The following is a 15,289-nucleotide window of genomic DNA, read 5'->3' on the forward strand; positions in this document are numbered from 1 at the left end:
CGTATCCTGATTCAATTACCGGGTCGATGTCTTCGAATCCATGAACCTGGGCTTCTTTTACAAAATAGTTTAGCTGCTTGAGCGTCAAATTCCATTCCCCTCGCTCAAACAAGCTTAGCTGAGCCGCACTGACTCTCGTCACCTTCTCCGCCCTTCGGTACAGGGCGCGCCTCTCGCTGTTGCTGAGATTCGCCATGAGCCAATCTCGAAGGTGTTCCGAGCGCTTACGGATGGAAAAACTCTTGAGTCTGCTTATTTCGCTGCTTGTCGGGAGAGCCGACCGCCAGCTTTGGGCAGCAATAAATCTCCCTCCACTGGCCTTGGCACTGGCAGCGATAGAGCTTTCCGCCGCCCTCTGCTGATCTGGATTAGCAGAGGCCAGGAGATTCAACCAACTGACTCTCTCTGAGAACGTCGTGGCTCCGCACGCCTGCAGGAAGTTACTGAGGAACTGGGCAGATACGGGCCTCGCACCCGACAGCGCGGCGGCCACAGTCGAATGAGAATACGGCATCAATTGTGCCAGCTGACGCAGGGAGAGAGAGCGATAGGCTCGCAAGGATTGCAATGCAATCCTGAGGTACAATGCCGTCTCGGCGCGGTGAGGGGGAAGAATCACTCCTGTCCTATCCCATCGTTCCCAGGTTCGCTTCCATGAAGCTCTACGCCTCTGCTCTGGGTCGAGATTGAGTGAATCGACAGATTCGTCACTCATGAATTCCTGGGGTCTCAGTTCCCGCCTCACGGCTTCCCATCGACCACGCCATGTTTGTGGATCTGCTCCGCAAGCCTCCACGTAGGCCGTGGTTACACGCCATGACGGCAAAACGTATCCTCCAGCTGCCGCCGAGAGAGAGGCAGTCGAGAATCCGGACTGCTTTGCCATGACGGCGAGAGTAGGTTGTCCTGCTTTCCTTCTCAACCGCCGTAGTGCCGCAGCAAAATCAACGACGCGTGAATTCACGTGATCCGTTGGTAAATCTTTGGCGTGCCGCCCCATAGACGCTCCCCTATGTATGCCGAATCTGCCGGGGCCAGCGTCAGTACGCTGACCCCGGCAGATAGAGATCAGGTGAGCGCAGGACGCGGTTTCGCTGCAAGCACGCCAGCGCATCCGCCGATACCGACAGAGACTGCCGGCTCCCAGCCGCCAAGAATGAGCATGATGACGGCTAGGAAGATCACCACCAGCAGCCAGATCGCTGCGGCGCTGGCTGCGACAGCATCACCATCGGCACGAACGGGGAGCTCGATGCCGCTGCAGGGCAACACGTTGAGGTTGAAGGTCATTTGCCACAACACAGGTGTGAGCACCTCAGTCTCTTGAAGGAAGCGTGCAACTACGCTTCACTGACCCGGACTTGATCGACCGCCAGACCCTGGTTGGCGCCAAGGTGAACTGGCGCCCTAATGCTGGCTCACTTGCGCAGGCCGTGTCCATTCTGCTGTGAACGACTCTCGAACAATTTGCACCCTTTTTTAAGGGGCTGTATACACGCCGCCGTTCCGGTGTACTTAAGAACCCCGTCCATGGGGTAAGCATGTTGGCAGGTCAGAGCAATTTTGTTCAGAATCTGTCTTGCTTGGCAGGGAGAAGGCAGCGCCTTCGGCGCACACCGAACAGAAGATAGATGACATCCTGAACGCGAGCCCGTGAGGGCTGGGACCTTAGTCGTTGGGCACTTCAGTCTCTGACCCGGACTTGCACACGGCGACGAAGGCACGGGCGACTTGTTGGCGCAGGTCGCTCACGCCAGTGGGGCGTAGGTCGCAGTAGCGACCTACGCCCCACTGTCTTTGCCTCGTGGGGCGCGCTGGCGCCGACTTTGGAACCTAGTCGTTGAGACTGCCCAGGCCCGGCGCAGCGCAGCCACACCGCCTCAATGGTCGCCGTGTGCTCGGCTGGAAGGCAGCGCGGTCGTGGAGAACCTCGGGGGTGCGCACCACCAACCCGCCCAGTTGGCGCTGTCGGCCCGCGGGCGGCTGTCGTGTTCACGCCCTTCTTGGTAAACGGCAACTCCTATGCCGCGGCCAGCGAGCCTGCCGATCCGAAAACGTCATCGAAGCGGTGCGCTCGCTCTGTGCGTACGAGGTGGAAGGCTCCGCTGTGGTGGCGCAGGGCGTGGGCTGTGTAGTGGACGACTTCGACCGGAGTGAGGACCTTGAGGTCGCCGAAGACGTAGTACAGCGGGGTGGGTGCGTGGGCCGCGGTGAAGAGGAGGCCGGCGTTGACCGTGTCGGTACTGATGGCGTAGCGGTCGGTGTCGGTGCTGGGCATGCGGTCTTTGGCGTCGATGGTGACGAGGTCGGCGCCGCGGGCGGCGATCAGGTCGGGGAACTGTCGCAGGGCGGAGCGGGTTCGGCGCAGAGCTTCTTGCACGGCGGGCGGGTAGGTGCCCTGTCCGCAGGGCTGGACGGTCCAGCCACGGGCGCGCAGAGCGGCCGCCACGCGACGTTCGTGGGCTTCGCCTATCGCCTGGCGGTCCTGCCACTGCGTCACCCTGGTTCCCCCTCGGGTAAGTTCCGCGATCCCTGGTCGTGATACGAAGCATTCACTATTCGTACTACCCCCTCTATGGCTATGATGCCCCTCATGGCGGCATACGTTGACCCACGCTTTCGTCCCACGCTCTGGCCCGGAACTCCGGTGCCGACACCGGAGTTGATGCCTCTGCACGGGGCGCGGGCCGACGGCGAGTGGATCGTCTGGACCCCGCAGATCCCATCCCGCTCGCACACGGTCCCCGTGCCGGAGGACTTCTACCTGCGCGAGTTCATGGAGGTCGACCCCGAGGACCTCGACGCCGTGGCCGCCTTGATGCGCACTTACGGACACCTCGGCGGCAACATCAACACCGGCAGCTGGGACGAAGACGAGTACGAGCGGCTCAAGGAACTCGTCGAGCACGAACACCCCCGCGCGCCGTTCGCCCTGCACGGCGAACTGGCCACGCTCTACATGACGGAGGCACAGGCCGCCATCACTACCTGGCTGGCCCTGCGCCGCGAGGGCGGCCTCGACGCGCTCGTCGAGCCCGAGGTCTCCGAAGAACAACTGGCCCAGTGGCGTGCCGAGAACACACACCAGGAGGAGGTGTGGCCGCGCGACCTGGACCACCTGCGCGAGCTCGCCCTGGAATTCAGGATCATGCAATTGGAGAGTGAGCTGAACGCCGCCCTGAAGCGGTTCAGCATCGGCATCGGCGGCCTGGACGACCGCTACCCCACCATCCTCGCGGTGGCGTTCCTCCAGCTCTACAACCACCTCGCCGAGGACGCCACCATCCGCGAGTGCGCCAACGAGACCTGCCGCCGCAGCTTCGTACGCCAGCGAGGCCGCGCCGAGTACGGGCAGAACCGCACCAGCGGCATCAAGTACTGCACCCGCGAATGCGCCCGCGCCCAGGCGCAGCGCGAACTGCGCCGGCGCCGCAAGCAGCAGACTCCCCCGCTACAGCAGCCGCCGCCCCAGAGCCCGGAGCAGCAGGACAGCCCCGAGCCTGCCGGCCAGGCGGGAGATGCGTCGTGATCAGTCTTCGGGAACACCAGGCGGAGGCCGTCTCGCAGATCCGCGCGTGGGCGGGCTTCCCCGTACGGTCATCCGCGCCTGCCCATGGGCTGCGTGCAACGGTGGTCTCAGCGACCGGCTCCGGAAAGACGATCACGGCCGCGTGGGCTGCGCTGGAGTGCTTCCGTGGGGGGCGGATCCTCGTCATGGTCCCCACCCTCGATCTGCTCGTGCAGACCGCCCAGGCGTGGGGGAGGGTCGGTCACAACGGGCCGATGGTCGCGGTGTGCTCGCTGGAGAAGGACGACGTCCTGGAGCAGTTGGACGTACGGACGACCACCCACCCGATCCAGCTGGCGCTGTGGGCGGGGCACGGGCCGGCGGTGGTGTTCGCGACGTACGCCTCGCTCGTGGACCGCGAGGATCCCGAGGACATCACGGGCGGGGCGAAGGTACGCGGGCCGCTGGAGGCCGCTCTGGCCGGTGGGGAGCGGCTGTACGGACAGTCAATGGCCCCGTTCGACCTCGCTGTCGTCGACGAAGCCCACTCAACCGCCGGTGATCTTGGGCGGCCGTGGGCGGCTGTCCACGACAACACCCGCATCCCGGCGGACTTCCGGCTCTACCTCACCGCCACCCCCCGCATCCTCGCACCGCCCCGCCCGCAGCGCGGCCGGGAAGGGCGGGAGCTGGAGATCGCCACCATGGCGTCCGACCCGGACGGCCCGTACGGCGAGTGGATCTACGAACTCGGACTGTCCGAGGCGATCGAACGGGGCATCCTCGCCGGGTTCGAGATCGACGTGCTGGAGATCCACGATCCCTCCCCCGTCCTCGGGGAGTCGGAGGAAGCGCAGCGGGGCCGGCGCCTCGCTCTGCTGCAGACGGCGCTCCTGGAGCACGCCGCCGCGCGGAACCTGCACACGGTCATGACCTTCCACCAACGGGTGGAGGAGGCGGTGGCGTTCGCGGAGAAGATGCCGCAGACGGCCGCCGAGTTGTACGCGGCCGAGGTCTCCCACGATGTTCTGGCCGACGCGGACTTGCTGCCGAAGTCGTCGATCGACGCGGAGTTCTACCAGCTTGAGGCCGGCCGCCACGTACCGCCGGACCGTGTCTGGTCGGCATGGCTGTGCGGTGACCACCTCGTCGCCGAACGCCGGGAGGTCCTGCGCCAGTTCGCCGACGGCATCGATGCCGGCAACAAGCGCGTGCACCGGGCTTTCCTGGCCAGCGTGCGGGTCCTGGGCGAGGGCGTCGACATCGTCGGCGAGCGCGGCGTGGAGGCGATCTGCTTCGCCGACACCCGCGGCTCCCAGGTCGAGATCGTCCAGAACATCGGCCGGGCACTGCGACCGAACCCCGACGGCACGGCCAAGACCGCCCGGATCATCGTGCCCGTCTTCCTCCAGCCCGGCGAGGACCCGACCGACATGGTCGCCTCCGCCTCGTTCACACCCCTCGTAGCCGTCCTCCAAGGCCTGCGCTCGCACTCGGAACGCCTCGTCGAACAGCTCGCCAGCCGGGCGCTGAGCAGCGGGCAACGGTACGTGCACCTGAAGCGGGACGAGGACGGGCGGATTGTCGGGGCCGGCGGCGAAGTGGGCGAGGACCAGGAGCAGGACGACACCGACGCCGCTGCCGAGTCCGCGCTGCTGCGCTTCTCCTCTCCCCGGGACGCCGCCACGATCGCCGCGTTCCTGCGCACGCGGGTCTTCCGGCCCGAGTCCCTGGTCTGGCTGGAGGGCTACCAGGCCCTGCTGCACTGGCGGAAAGACAACCACATCACCGGCCTGTACGCAGTCCCGTACGACACCGAGACCGAGGCCGGCGTCACCAAGGCGTTCCCGCTGGGGCGGTGGGTGCACCAGCAGCGGCGCACCTACCGCGCGGGTGAACTCGACGGCCACCGCAAGGAACTGCTCGACGAGGCCGGGATGGTGTGGGAACCCGGCGAGGAAGCCTGGGAGACCAAACTCGCCGTTCTGCGCTCCTACCGGCGTGCCCACGGCCACCTCGCCCCTCGACGCGACGCCGTTTGGGGCAACGCCGACAGTGAACTGGTCCCGGTCGGGGAGCACATGGCCAACCTCCGCCGCCCCCACGGCCTCGGCAAGAACCCCGAACGCGCTGCAACGCGGGCCGCGCAGTTGGCCGCGATCGACTCCGACTGGAACTGCCGCTGGTCACTGGATTGGCAGCGCCACTACCGCGTCATCGCCGACCTCGCCGCAGGCGAACCCGACGGCCTCCTGCCGCAGATTGAGCCGGGCGTGCAGTTCGAAGGCGACGACCTCGGCAAATGGCTGCACCGGCAGCGTCACAGCTGGGCGGAGCTCTCCGAAGAGCAGCGGCGCCGACTGGCGGCCCTGGGCGTGCAACCCGCCGAACCGCCCGCCCCGGCCCCGTCCGCGAACGGCGGGGGGAAGGCGGCAGCCTTCCAACGCGGTCTCGCGGCCCTCACACAGTGGATCCAGCGCGAGGGCGCCCACAAGGCAGTACCAAGAGGGCACGTCGAAGCCGTCGTCATCGATGGCCAGGAACACCAGCACAAGCTCGGCGTATGGATCTCCAACACCAAGAGCCGCCGCGACAAACTCACCCACGACCAGCGCACCGCACTCGCCGAACTCGGAGTCGAGTGGGCCTAGCAGCAGGCTCTGCCGGGTTGCTGAGGCGTGGCGTGGCCTGCGGGTGCTTGGACCCGCCTCAGCGGTTGGTGTTCTCCTCTCGGATCATCCGTCGGAGGCTGGTGCGTGCTGCCGCAAGGTCTGTTTCCAGGGTGTCCACGCGGGCCTGGAGGCGGTGGTTGTCGTCGGTGGCCTGCTGGAGGCTGTCTTCGAGCCGTTGGTTGGTCCTGGTGAGTTCGTCGACGCGTGCGGTCAGGTGCCCGGTGTCGAGGGCGTCGAGTTGCTGCCCGAGCTGGTGCTGGATGGCCTTCCTCATCCGGTCCCTGTCTTCCCTCAGGGTCCGGATCTCCTGCCTGGCGAGCTCGAGTTCTGTGCGCAGCGTGGCGGTGGTGCTGCGGGTGCGGGCGGGCGAGGGGGTGGTGGGGTGCTGGCGTTGTTGCGCGGCTTCGATGTGCTCGCGGATGCCTTCGGTGTAGGTGAGCCATGTGGAGACGCCGGCGGTGCGGGCGACCGCGGTGTGAGTGATCTTCTTGCCCTGTTGTTCCAGGGTGGTGAGTGCGGTCAGGGCTCGCTGGCGTTTGTCGAGGCTGGTGCGGCGGCGGGCCTGGGCGAGGGTGTCCGGGTTGCCGTGAGGGTTCATGCCGGGTCGGTCCTGGACACGGTGATGAGCGGTAGGAGGGTGTGGGTGTTGCCGGCGCGGGCTTCGCGCAGGATGGTGCTGGCCTCCTCGATCTCCTGGCGTTCTGTGGCGGGGAGGGCGGCGAGGCGGCGGCGCATGCGTTCGATGACCTGCTCGTAGGCGGTGATCTGGGCGGTGAAGGCGGTGATGACGAATTCGGCGGCGTCCATGGCCTGGGCTGTTTCGCGGTCGGCGCGCAGTTCGTTGATGTGCTGTTCGATCGCCGGAAGGTAGGAGGGGTCGGGGCGGTAGAAACCGCAGCCGGCGCACTGGAAGCGGGTGGGGCAGGAGCTGCCTGCGGCTTTGACGTTGCTGGGTTCGGTGCATCCGCCGTAGGGGACGGCGACAGAGCGCAGCTCGTAGGCGGTCTCGGAGCTGGGGCTGGGGCGGCCGTGGCTGTCGACGACGTGGGCGGCGAGCTTGGTGACGGCGTCGCGTTTTCGATTCAGAGAGACGGTGTAGTAGCGCTGGGTGGTGCTGACGGACTTGTGGTCCATCAGTTCACGCAGGACGTCGAGGGGGGTTCCGGCGTCGGCGTGGCGTTGTGCGTAGGAGTGGCGGAAGGCGTAGGCGTAGATGAGGGAGCGGTCGAAAGGCAGCGGGTTGCCCTGTGCGTCGGTGCCTTCGCCGTGCAGGTGGGGGATGGAGCCGACCCAGTGGCGCAGGGTCTCGCCGAGGTAGCTGGTGTGCAGGTAGGGGCGGGTGGCGAGGTGGGTGAGGGCGGGGAAGAGGTAGTCGGCGCCGGTGGGCGGGAGGCTGGTCTCAAGCTGTTCTCGGCGTTCTTGCCAGGTACGGATGGCCTGAGCGGTGGACGTGGTGATGGGCAGGCGCCTGCGGTGGCGGCGGGCTTTGTGGTTGTTCCAGACCAGACTGATCTGGTCGTTGCGGGTCTCCAGGCAGTCGCGGGGCAGGGAGCAGACTTCCAGGGGCCGCCGCCCGGTGTCTCCGAGCAGGATGTACAGCGTGCGGTACATCAGCTTCAGGTCGTCGGGAGCGAGGGTGCGCTGGCCGCGGGCCCGGCCCTGGCCGAGGAGGTGGAGGTGGGCGTCGAGCTGGCGGACCACCGGTTCGGGGATCGCCTTGCCGATCTCGTCCTCGTTGGCCTCCTGTTCGGGGATGCGGTGGAAGGCGGGATCACGGACGAAGGCAGCCGAGAGGGTGTCGGCGATACCTGAGCGGCGGCCGTAGTCGATCAGGGCGAAGAAGTGGCTGGCGATGGACATGCGGTAGTTCCAGCCGGCCGGTTCGCCGTCCCGTTTCAGTGCGGTGCGGATCACGTCGACCACGGCGGTGACGTCGTCGTAGCGAAGCCGTGCGGGGTCGTCGGTTCCCGGGCGCTGCGCGAGAGCCCGGGAGGCGAGCTCCACGCCGCGCAGCGTGCGGGCGAACTCGTCCGCTCCCGGGCGCTGCTGGACGGTCCAGGTACGCAGCAGGCCGCGCAGCCACGGCTGCCGGATGGTGCGCAGATCAACGGTTTTGGGCTGCCGGATACCGGCCGGGGTACGGGAGCGCTGGCCGAGCGCACGCAGATCCAGGACGTCGTCCTGCGCCGGAGCGGTGCCGGTGTACTGCGCATGGCCCGCCCGGACCGCCGTACGCACGCGGCCGAGCATCCGCAGGACCGCGACAGTGGAACGCGGGCACATCTGCTGGTCCGTAATGCCGTCGATGAGCGTGCCGGTATCAGCCAGGTCCCGCACCATGCGGCGCACCTGCGGGGGTTCGAAGATCCGCAGCCACGGGTCCACCTGCTGCAGACCGTAGAGAACCTCCCAGCGCAGCAGTTCGGGCAACGACAGGAGACTGAACTGGTGCGGGGCAAGATACGGGGGCTGCTGCGCCGCCCACGGCACCACGGCCGCGTCCGGGTGAGTGCGTCGGTGCTCACGGAAACGCTTGGCGTGATGCCGGCACAGGCCCCGGCCGTACAGGCCCGGCAGCGGACAGGCAGGAGCCGGGCAGGCAGGGGTCTCCGTGTAGGGGACGGCGGTGTCCTCCCAGCGGCCGACGGTCTTGCGGGTGGTGTGGGTTTTCCACTGGGTGTAGTGCGTGGCGCACAGTTCTTTGCAGTGGCGGGGCCGGACACAGCGCTGCCCGTCCTTCGTGAAGTTGCACTGCTGCGGAACACCACCGAAGGCAACCCGGTTGCGCACCGGCACGAAGGCCCGTGCGAACTCCGCGTCGGGCAGCGGCGACCGTTTCTGCTCCTCCTTGCAGAAAGGGCAGAAGATGTTGGCCGGCGAGACCACGGTGTCGCACGCCTCCGTCCGGCACAGCGCAACCGAGCTGCGCGGCTCGTGGACACTGCCGGTGAACAGCCAGCAGTCCTGCCGCCATTCACTGGTCCGCCAGGCGGGATCGAGATGACCCCGCAGCCACGCAGCCCATCCCCCGCCGTCGAGATCCCCCGCGTTTTCGGAGCGCGGCGCGGGCAGCCGCGACAACGCGGACGAGATGCTGCTCATCGACGCTCCTTCAGAGAACCGACACGTTCGACCGCCGCCCGCGCCTCAGCGTCGTCGACGTGCCGGTAGCGCTCCATCGACAACGGCGAGGCGTGGCCCAGGAGCCGCTGCACCACATCGCGGTCGACACCGTCACGCAGCCAGCGCGTCGCCGCCGAGTGACGCAGCATGTGCGGACGGCACGCATGATCGACGGTGCGCGCCAGCCGGTCGAACATCTCCTTGGCATTCGGGTACGACATCGCCCGGCCCAGCGGCGCACGGAACAGATTCACGAACACCATCTCCGACTCCGCCGCCTCGTCGCGTTCGTACTGGTAGTCGGTATACAGCGCGACCAGATCGGCGGTGACCGGCACGAAGCGGTGATGCCGGGACTTCGCAAGGGCCCGGTTGGGGTTGTCCATACGGCGGCGGACATGCACGTGCGGACCCTCCACGCCGCAACCCACCACGCGGGAAGAGGCCAGCAGGTGCATATCGCCGCGGTGCAGCCCGAGCGCCTCACCGATCCGCAGCCCCGTACACGCCAGCAGCGCGATCAGGAAACGGTCCCGGGCACTCGGCGCCGCAGCGATCATCCGGCGGATCTGCTCATCGCTGAGGTCCTCATAGCCCGGCTCGGTGACCTTGAAGCGGAACGCGGCCGCCTCGACCTGGCGCCGCTGGCCCGATTCGCCGGTATCGAAGCCCGGCGGGGTGAAGCGCAGCAACTTCGGCTGGGACAGCAACGCCGTCGTCTCGGCCCGCACCCAGCCGTGCACAGCAACGAACCGCAGGAACTCCCCCACAACCGTCATGACCGCGTTCGCCGTGCTCTGTGACCGGTAACGGGCAGAACCGGGCCGCACCCGGCCAGCCCGGGGCGGGAGAGGCGTCTCGACCAGCCACCGCTGCAACCCGGCCAGATCCAGAAAACCGGGACTCCGCCAGTCCAGCCCCCACGTCCGGCAGTAACTCAAATACAGAGCCACCCGCCCCGCATACACGCGCTCCGTGTTCGGCGAACACCCCCGCGCCCGCAACGACGCCAGGAACGCCGCCGCCTCGGTGTGCAGATCAAACGAACCGGCATCCGCCACCACCCACCGCACCACACCAGTCACCGGAGAAACAGCACACTCCGCCACAAAATCGGCATCCACGCAACAAACACAACCACCAGGCCCAACGGCGCGTATCGCACTCCGATGAGTGCCATCCATGCAGGCGACAACCCAAACAAACATTTCTCACCCCTGGCCCTCCCCCGAGATAATCGGCGTGCCTGCGCTGGGCAACGGCCGCAGGTAAGCGTGAGCAAGGAGATCCGCAGTGAGTAAGGCAGCACGGGCAGACACCGGGGGGAGCGCCGGGGCGGGCGGCTTCGACTACCAGCACCGTATGGCCGCCTGGCTGGCCGTCACCGCTGTAGCGGCCTCTGCGTCTCCCGGCGTCCAGGGGCTGTGGACCGGAGCTGTCGAGCAGATTGCCTGCGAAACCGGCGAACCCGTCGACGACTGCCGAGTGCGCACCTCCGATGGCCAGACACTGGCGCTCCAAGCCAAGCGATCAATCACGCTGTCCCAGACCAAGGAGAGTGAATTCGGCAAGACCATCGCGCAGTTCGTTGAGCAGCACCTCATGCCAGGCCATGAGCAGGACCGGCTGGTCCTCGTCACCTCCCGTGACGCCTCAAAACCGGTGAGGAACGACCTCGCCCAAGTTCTTGATCGCCTCCGCAACGTTCCTGCCGAGCAGGACGTGGCGTCGCTCGTCTTCAACAGCGACCAGACTGATGCCTACGACAAGTTCGTCGCTCACGCGAACCGGGAGTGGGCGAAGCAGCGCGGCAGCACGCCCTCAGCTGCAGAACTGAGGAAGTTCCTCGCCCACTGCCACGTCTGGGTACTCGACGTCGAGCAGGGCGGTCTGGAAGAACGGGAAGCCCTACAGACACTGCGCACGTCCGTGATCACTGATCCCGGCCAAGCGGACGCGGCGTGGCACGTACTACTCAGTACCTGTGCACAGATGGCCATCAACCATTCCGGCACCGGCATGAGACAGCTGCAGAAGGCGCTGTCATCGGCTGGTATCGCTCTGGCCACCATCCGAGACTTCACCTCGGATGTCCAGTGCCTGACAAGAACCACGCAGGACTCCCTCGATCAGTTGGGCCATGGCCTCACTACCGTCCCTACCCCGCAGGGGCCACTGGCCATTGCACGCACGGTCACAGGCATCGATGCGACGTCCCGGGAGGGCTCGGTCCTCGTGGTTGGCGAGCCGGGTGCGGGAAAGACCGTGGTGATGCACGAGTTGGCCCGGGAGGCCATCGCAGCGGGTCGGCCCGTACTTTTCTTGTCCGTAGCCGGCGTGGATGGCCGGAGTCCTGGCATGCTCCAAGCAGAACTCGACTTGCAGCACCCGCTCGTCGACGTTCTCGAACAGTGGCAGCCCGGCAGCACCGGCCTCCTGGCGATCGACGCTCTAGATGCCGCACGCGTCGATGCCTCCACCGAGCTGTGGCGGTCAATCATCGCGGATGTCAACCGCAGGCTGCCGAACTGGCAGGTGGTCGCCTCCATCCGCACTTGGGATCTACAACACTCCCCCCATCTGCGCGCCCTCTTTCCGGGTGGGCCGGTACAGGTGAGTGATCTGACGGACGAAGAGGTCGCCCAGGTCACCAACGTTTTCCCCTCCTTGCGTGACCTTCTGAGCCAGGCTTCCGTCCAGCAGCGAAAGCTGATGCGCAACCCGTTCAACCTGCGCCTGGCTGCCGAACTCCTGCTGGATGGCGCAGCAGCAGCACAGCTACGCAGCGTCGACAGCAGATTGGACCTGCTGGCGCGCTACTGGGAGGCACGCGTCACCCGGGGAACCGAGGGCATCGCGAAAACGGCCCTCCTCGGCCGCCTGTGTGCAGCAGCGGTACAGGAGAGACGACTGGCCGTCCCCGCCCAGAAGATCTTGGAGGCCGACACCGCAGCGTCAGACGTCCTGCGGGCCCTCCTTTCCAGCTCGGTCCTCACGCAAGCCCCGACGGTCATGGGCCCCACGGCCAACGGTCCCCTGCAATTCGCGCACCACGTGCTGTTCGACTACGCCGTCGCCGTCGCCTACCTCTCCCAGACTCCCGACGGGCTGCAGGAGCGGCTGGACGCCGATCCCGACCTGTTGCTCTTCGCCCGCCCCAGCATCGACATGTACCTGCGGACGGCCTGGGCGCGAGACCCCGGCGTGTTCTGCGCGCTGGCTCTGGCCTTGATGACGCTGCCCTCGCCCGGGATGGCAGCCACCGCACTCGCAGACGTCGTCACAAACGACTGCCATCAGGCAGCAGACCTGGAACCGCTGCTCTCACCGGATCCACGCACCGAGGAAGGAGCGAAGCGAGTACTCGCAGCAATCGCTATCGCCGTCTCCCTCAAGCTGAAGGAAAGCAGCCTCCAGCATCCAGGTGTCTGGGCCGAGGTTGCTGAACGCCTCTCCCGGACACCCGCCCGGTCCCTCCCGGCGCTGGGTGTTCTGGTGACCGACCTGACATCCCATCGGGCGGTGCTGGACGAACAGCAACTGCGACTCTGCGGACTGGCAGCGCGGCGCCTACTCGAACACCTGTGGACCCAGCCTCCAGCCCCCGCTTCCCGGCTGGCCATCACCGCGGTAATTCAGACTGCAGCGAGTGACCTGACCGCGACCGAGACGCTGCTCAGACGCGCCGTGGAGTCGCCCCAGCTCGAAGAGCGCGGCTACAACGACCTCGACTCCATGAACAGCAACATCTCGGAACTGATGGATCTTCTGCCGGGTCTTGCTGAAGACCTCTACGTGGCCATGCTGAGCCACACCGAGACATCCTCGGCCAGCACGCAGCTGGGCAGCGGCTCAGTGCTCACACTCGTGTCCAATCGCCGACAGGACTTCGACGCAGCCAAGTACCCCCTAGTCGAACACTTCCCTGCCGTTTTGCGGTCCCTCCTCCCTCGTGCCCTGGCGGTTCTCACCCGCCTGGCAGTCGCTGGCCGGGACCTACCCGAGCATTCGGCTGTCCTGGGAAACCGTACTTTCGTGATCATTGAGGACGGCTCGCGCCGACGGGAATTCGCCTCCCTCGATGCGAACAGTGACCCGACGGAGCTGCTCGACGCCTATCAGGACTTCGCCGTCGCGGCCACTGAGACGCAGGCCCAGGCACTTTGCGAGGCGCTCACGTCGTCTCCGCGAGCAGCTGTTGTGTGGCGACGCACCCTGCGTGCAGCGGCCGCCAACCCTGCTCTGACAGCCTTCATGGTCAGTGAGCCGGCCGACGTCGTGACGCAGCTACTCATCCCGGACCTGGTCGGACCTGCGTGCGAGCTGATCAGCGCAGTGCACCCCACACTCGAACCTGCCGAAGCTGCCCGCCTGGAGTCCGCGATCCTTGCGATTCGGCCAGCCGCTTCTCACCACGAGCAGGGTGGGTTGGAGCAGCGCCGTTACCGAAGGCTCGTCAGCGCGCTCTCCGCAGAGCACCTCACCAACCCCTCTCTGACAGCAGACAGGACTGCGCCGGATCCGGCGGTTGACGCTGACCCCATGGCCTGGGGTGGTGAGGAGCGCGCCGAAACCGCGGAGGAAGACCCGGCGGACGCCGAGCTGCGCCAGCTGACTGCGGCCCTCAGCAGTTTCGCGAGTACCTATCTCAACGGCACCGCCTCTTCAGACGACATCGCATCTGCCGAGCACGCGGCGACCAGGCTAGAAGCGGCCCTGCCGCAAACACAGTCCGCGGATCTGCGCACGCAAGCAGAGGACGCCCTCGCTGATGCTGCTGAGATCTGGACCCGTAGCGCGCAGACTCCTTCGGCAATCCTGAGCCACGCGCGAACCCTCCTTCTTTCGGCATCAAGAAGCCCTCGACCCGAACCCACTCCGGAAAACGCCACGTTCAACCTGGCGATTCCCCAGGGGCCGCGAACCGAAGCGGCCCGTGGTCTTGGTCAACTGGCCGGCATTCCAGCGCAGTACAACCCGGAGGTGACCCATGCACTGCTCGCTCTGACAACAGATCCCGTGGGGGCCATCCGGCACACCGTGGCGCTGATCGCCCCTTCCGTGGCCGTCAGCGACACCGGAACGGCGTGGGAAATCCTCGAGTACCTCGCGGAGCACGACATCGACGACGCTGTGCTCGCTGCCACGGTCACCACGGCCTGCTTCCGTATGAACGACGCGCAACGCGGCGCTTCGATCCTCGCCACAGTCATGCAGTGCGCGGCCTCGCGCCCAGGCCGCGACACCGCCGCTTCCGCTTGCGCCACCGCCGCCGGGCTCCTGTGGATCCACCACACGACACCCGGAACGGACACCGCCCTCACCAGCATGATCACTCGCTGGCCGGACGGCAGTACCTGGTCCGGCTGTCTGCACGAACTGCGCGTGTCCGGAGCGCTCACCCACGACAACGACGCTGTCCGACGGCGCGCACTCAGGCTGATGCAGCAGCTCGCCGAACCAGCCCTGGACCGAACCCGTCATGCTCTGCTCCAGTATCAGACCCTGACCGACGCCGAGCGTGAGCAATTCAGGAACACCGCCCAACTCCTCGACCACATCGCGTCACAGCTCTACTACGCAGGCGGCGGCGTCCCCAACAGCGCACCCCCCACCACGCAAGAAGCCAGACTCCTCGACGAGGCACAGCCACTGATCAAGCTGCTCTCGGCGACCCCAATCGCGCGCACCGCCCACCACCTCGTCAGACTGTGTGAGCGCATGACCGACCAACGCCCGCAGGAGACGCTCCTCACCGTCCGCGACATCATCACCCAAGTCGGGGCCCAAAGCGGCTACACCGCAGACACCCTCGGTGTCGGAACCTGCGTCACCTTCGTGGAACGCATCCTCGCCGACCACCGCAGCCTCCTGCGCAACCCGGACAACCTCACCGCCCTACGACAGATCTGCGACGCCTTCATCGACGCCGGATGGCCCCAAGCCCACAAACTCGTCTTCGGCATCGAACAGATCTTCCGCTAAC

General features: G+C 66.7%; 9 protein-coding genes and 1 pseudogene. 3 read left to right on the plus strand and 7 right to left on the minus strand.

The annotated features are described in order from the left end of the window. From GPA10_RS39000 to GPA10_RS39010, 4 genes and pseudogenes are all read right to left on the minus strand, one after another. Positions 1 to 715, minus strand: a 715-nt coding sequence (locus tag GPA10_RS39000; RefSeq protein ID WP_246260539.1) for a helix-turn-helix domain-containing protein, incomplete at its 3' end; no start/stop codon positions are given. Positions 716 to 781: 66 nt separating this feature from the next. Continuing rightward, positions 782 to 1,114 (minus strand): annotated as a pseudogene (locus GPA10_RS44225) (helix-turn-helix domain-containing protein); the annotation flags it as partial. Further along, positions 1,069 to 1,290 carry a hypothetical protein gene (locus GPA10_RS39005; RefSeq protein WP_157169572.1) on the minus strand — a complete coding sequence of 74 codons (222 nt, stop codon included), beginning with the start codon at positions 1,288 to 1,290 and terminating at the stop codon, positions 1,069 to 1,071. The gene GPA10_RS39005 and the pseudogene GPA10_RS44225, both read right to left, overlap by 46 nt. 730 nt (positions 1,291 to 2,020) lie before the next feature. After that, a complete protein-coding gene (locus GPA10_RS39010; RefSeq protein ID WP_058846753.1) occupies positions 2,021 to 2,500 on the minus strand; it encodes a hypothetical protein in 480 nt (159 codons plus the stop codon). Between the two features lie 165 nt (positions 2,501 to 2,665). Here GPA10_RS39010 and GPA10_RS39015 point away from each other — a divergent pair, with 165 nt between their 5' ends. Both GPA10_RS39015 and GPA10_RS39020 read left to right on the plus strand, forming a co-directional pair. After that, positions 2,666 to 3,529, plus strand: coding sequence for a hypothetical protein (locus GPA10_RS39015; RefSeq protein WP_058846752.1), 864 nt, complete (start codon positions 2,666 to 2,668; stop codon positions 3,527 to 3,529). Further along, positions 3,526 to 6,159: a DEAD/DEAH box helicase gene (locus tag GPA10_RS39020; RefSeq protein ID WP_079086087.1), complete on the plus strand. Its 2,634-nt coding sequence runs from the start codon at positions 3,526 to 3,528 to the stop codon at positions 6,157 to 6,159. Before GPA10_RS39015 ends, GPA10_RS39020 begins: the two co-directional genes overlap by 4 nt. Before the next feature lie 58 nt (positions 6,160 to 6,217). Here GPA10_RS39020 and GPA10_RS39025 read toward each other — a convergent pair whose 3' ends face one another. Genes GPA10_RS39025 through GPA10_RS39035 form a run of 3 tightly spaced genes read right to left on the minus strand, consistent with a single transcriptional unit; the run spans position 6,218 to position 10,427 of the window. Continuing rightward, on the minus strand, positions 6,218 to 6,778 hold the full coding sequence (locus tag GPA10_RS39025) for a DUF6262 family protein (RefSeq protein ID WP_198351841.1): 561 nt from the start codon (positions 6,776 to 6,778) through the stop codon (positions 6,218 to 6,220). Beyond that, a complete protein-coding gene (locus GPA10_RS39030; RefSeq protein WP_063803488.1) occupies positions 6,775 to 9,282 on the minus strand; it encodes a tyrosine-type recombinase/integrase in 2,508 nt (835 codons plus the stop codon). The genes GPA10_RS39025 and GPA10_RS39030 overlap by 4 nt, the downstream gene beginning before the upstream one ends. Continuing rightward, the gene (locus GPA10_RS39035) at positions 9,279 to 10,427 is read right to left on the minus strand and encodes a tyrosine-type recombinase/integrase (protein ID WP_241844875.1); all 1,149 of its coding nucleotides are present in this window, start codon (positions 10,425 to 10,427) and stop codon (positions 9,279 to 9,281) included. Before GPA10_RS39035 ends, GPA10_RS39030 begins: the two co-directional genes overlap by 4 nt. A gap of 169 nt (positions 10,428 to 10,596) precedes the next feature. On the opposite strand from GPA10_RS39035, the gene GPA10_RS39040 reads away from it, so the two are divergent. Then, positions 10,597 to 15,288, plus strand: a complete 4,692-nt coding sequence (locus tag GPA10_RS39040; RefSeq protein WP_157169573.1) for an ATP-binding protein — start codon at positions 10,597 to 10,599, stop codon at positions 15,286 to 15,288. Position 15,289: the final 1 nt, after the last annotated feature.

This window comes from Streptomyces typhae, assembly GCF_009755605.1.
Lineage (GTDB): Bacteria > Actinomycetota > Actinomycetes > Streptomycetales > Streptomycetaceae > Streptomyces > Streptomyces typhae.

Excerpts from the sequence above, each read along its gene's own strand:
- GPA10_RS39005 (WP_157169572.1), bottom strand. The coding sequence starts at position 1,290 with ATGACCTTCAACCTCAACGTGTTGCCCTGCAGCGGCATCGAGCTCCCC.
- GPA10_RS39015 (WP_058846752.1), top strand. The coding sequence starts at position 2,666 with ATGCCTCTGCACGGGGCGCGGGCCGACGGCGAGTGGATCGTCTGGACC.
- GPA10_RS39025 (WP_198351841.1), bottom strand. The coding sequence starts at position 6,778 with ATGAACCCTCACGGCAACCCGGACACCCTCGCCCAGGCCCGCCGCCGC.
- GPA10_RS39030 (WP_063803488.1), bottom strand. The coding sequence starts at position 9,282 with ATGAGCAGCATCTCGTCCGCGTTGTCGCGGCTGCCCGCGCCGCGCTCC.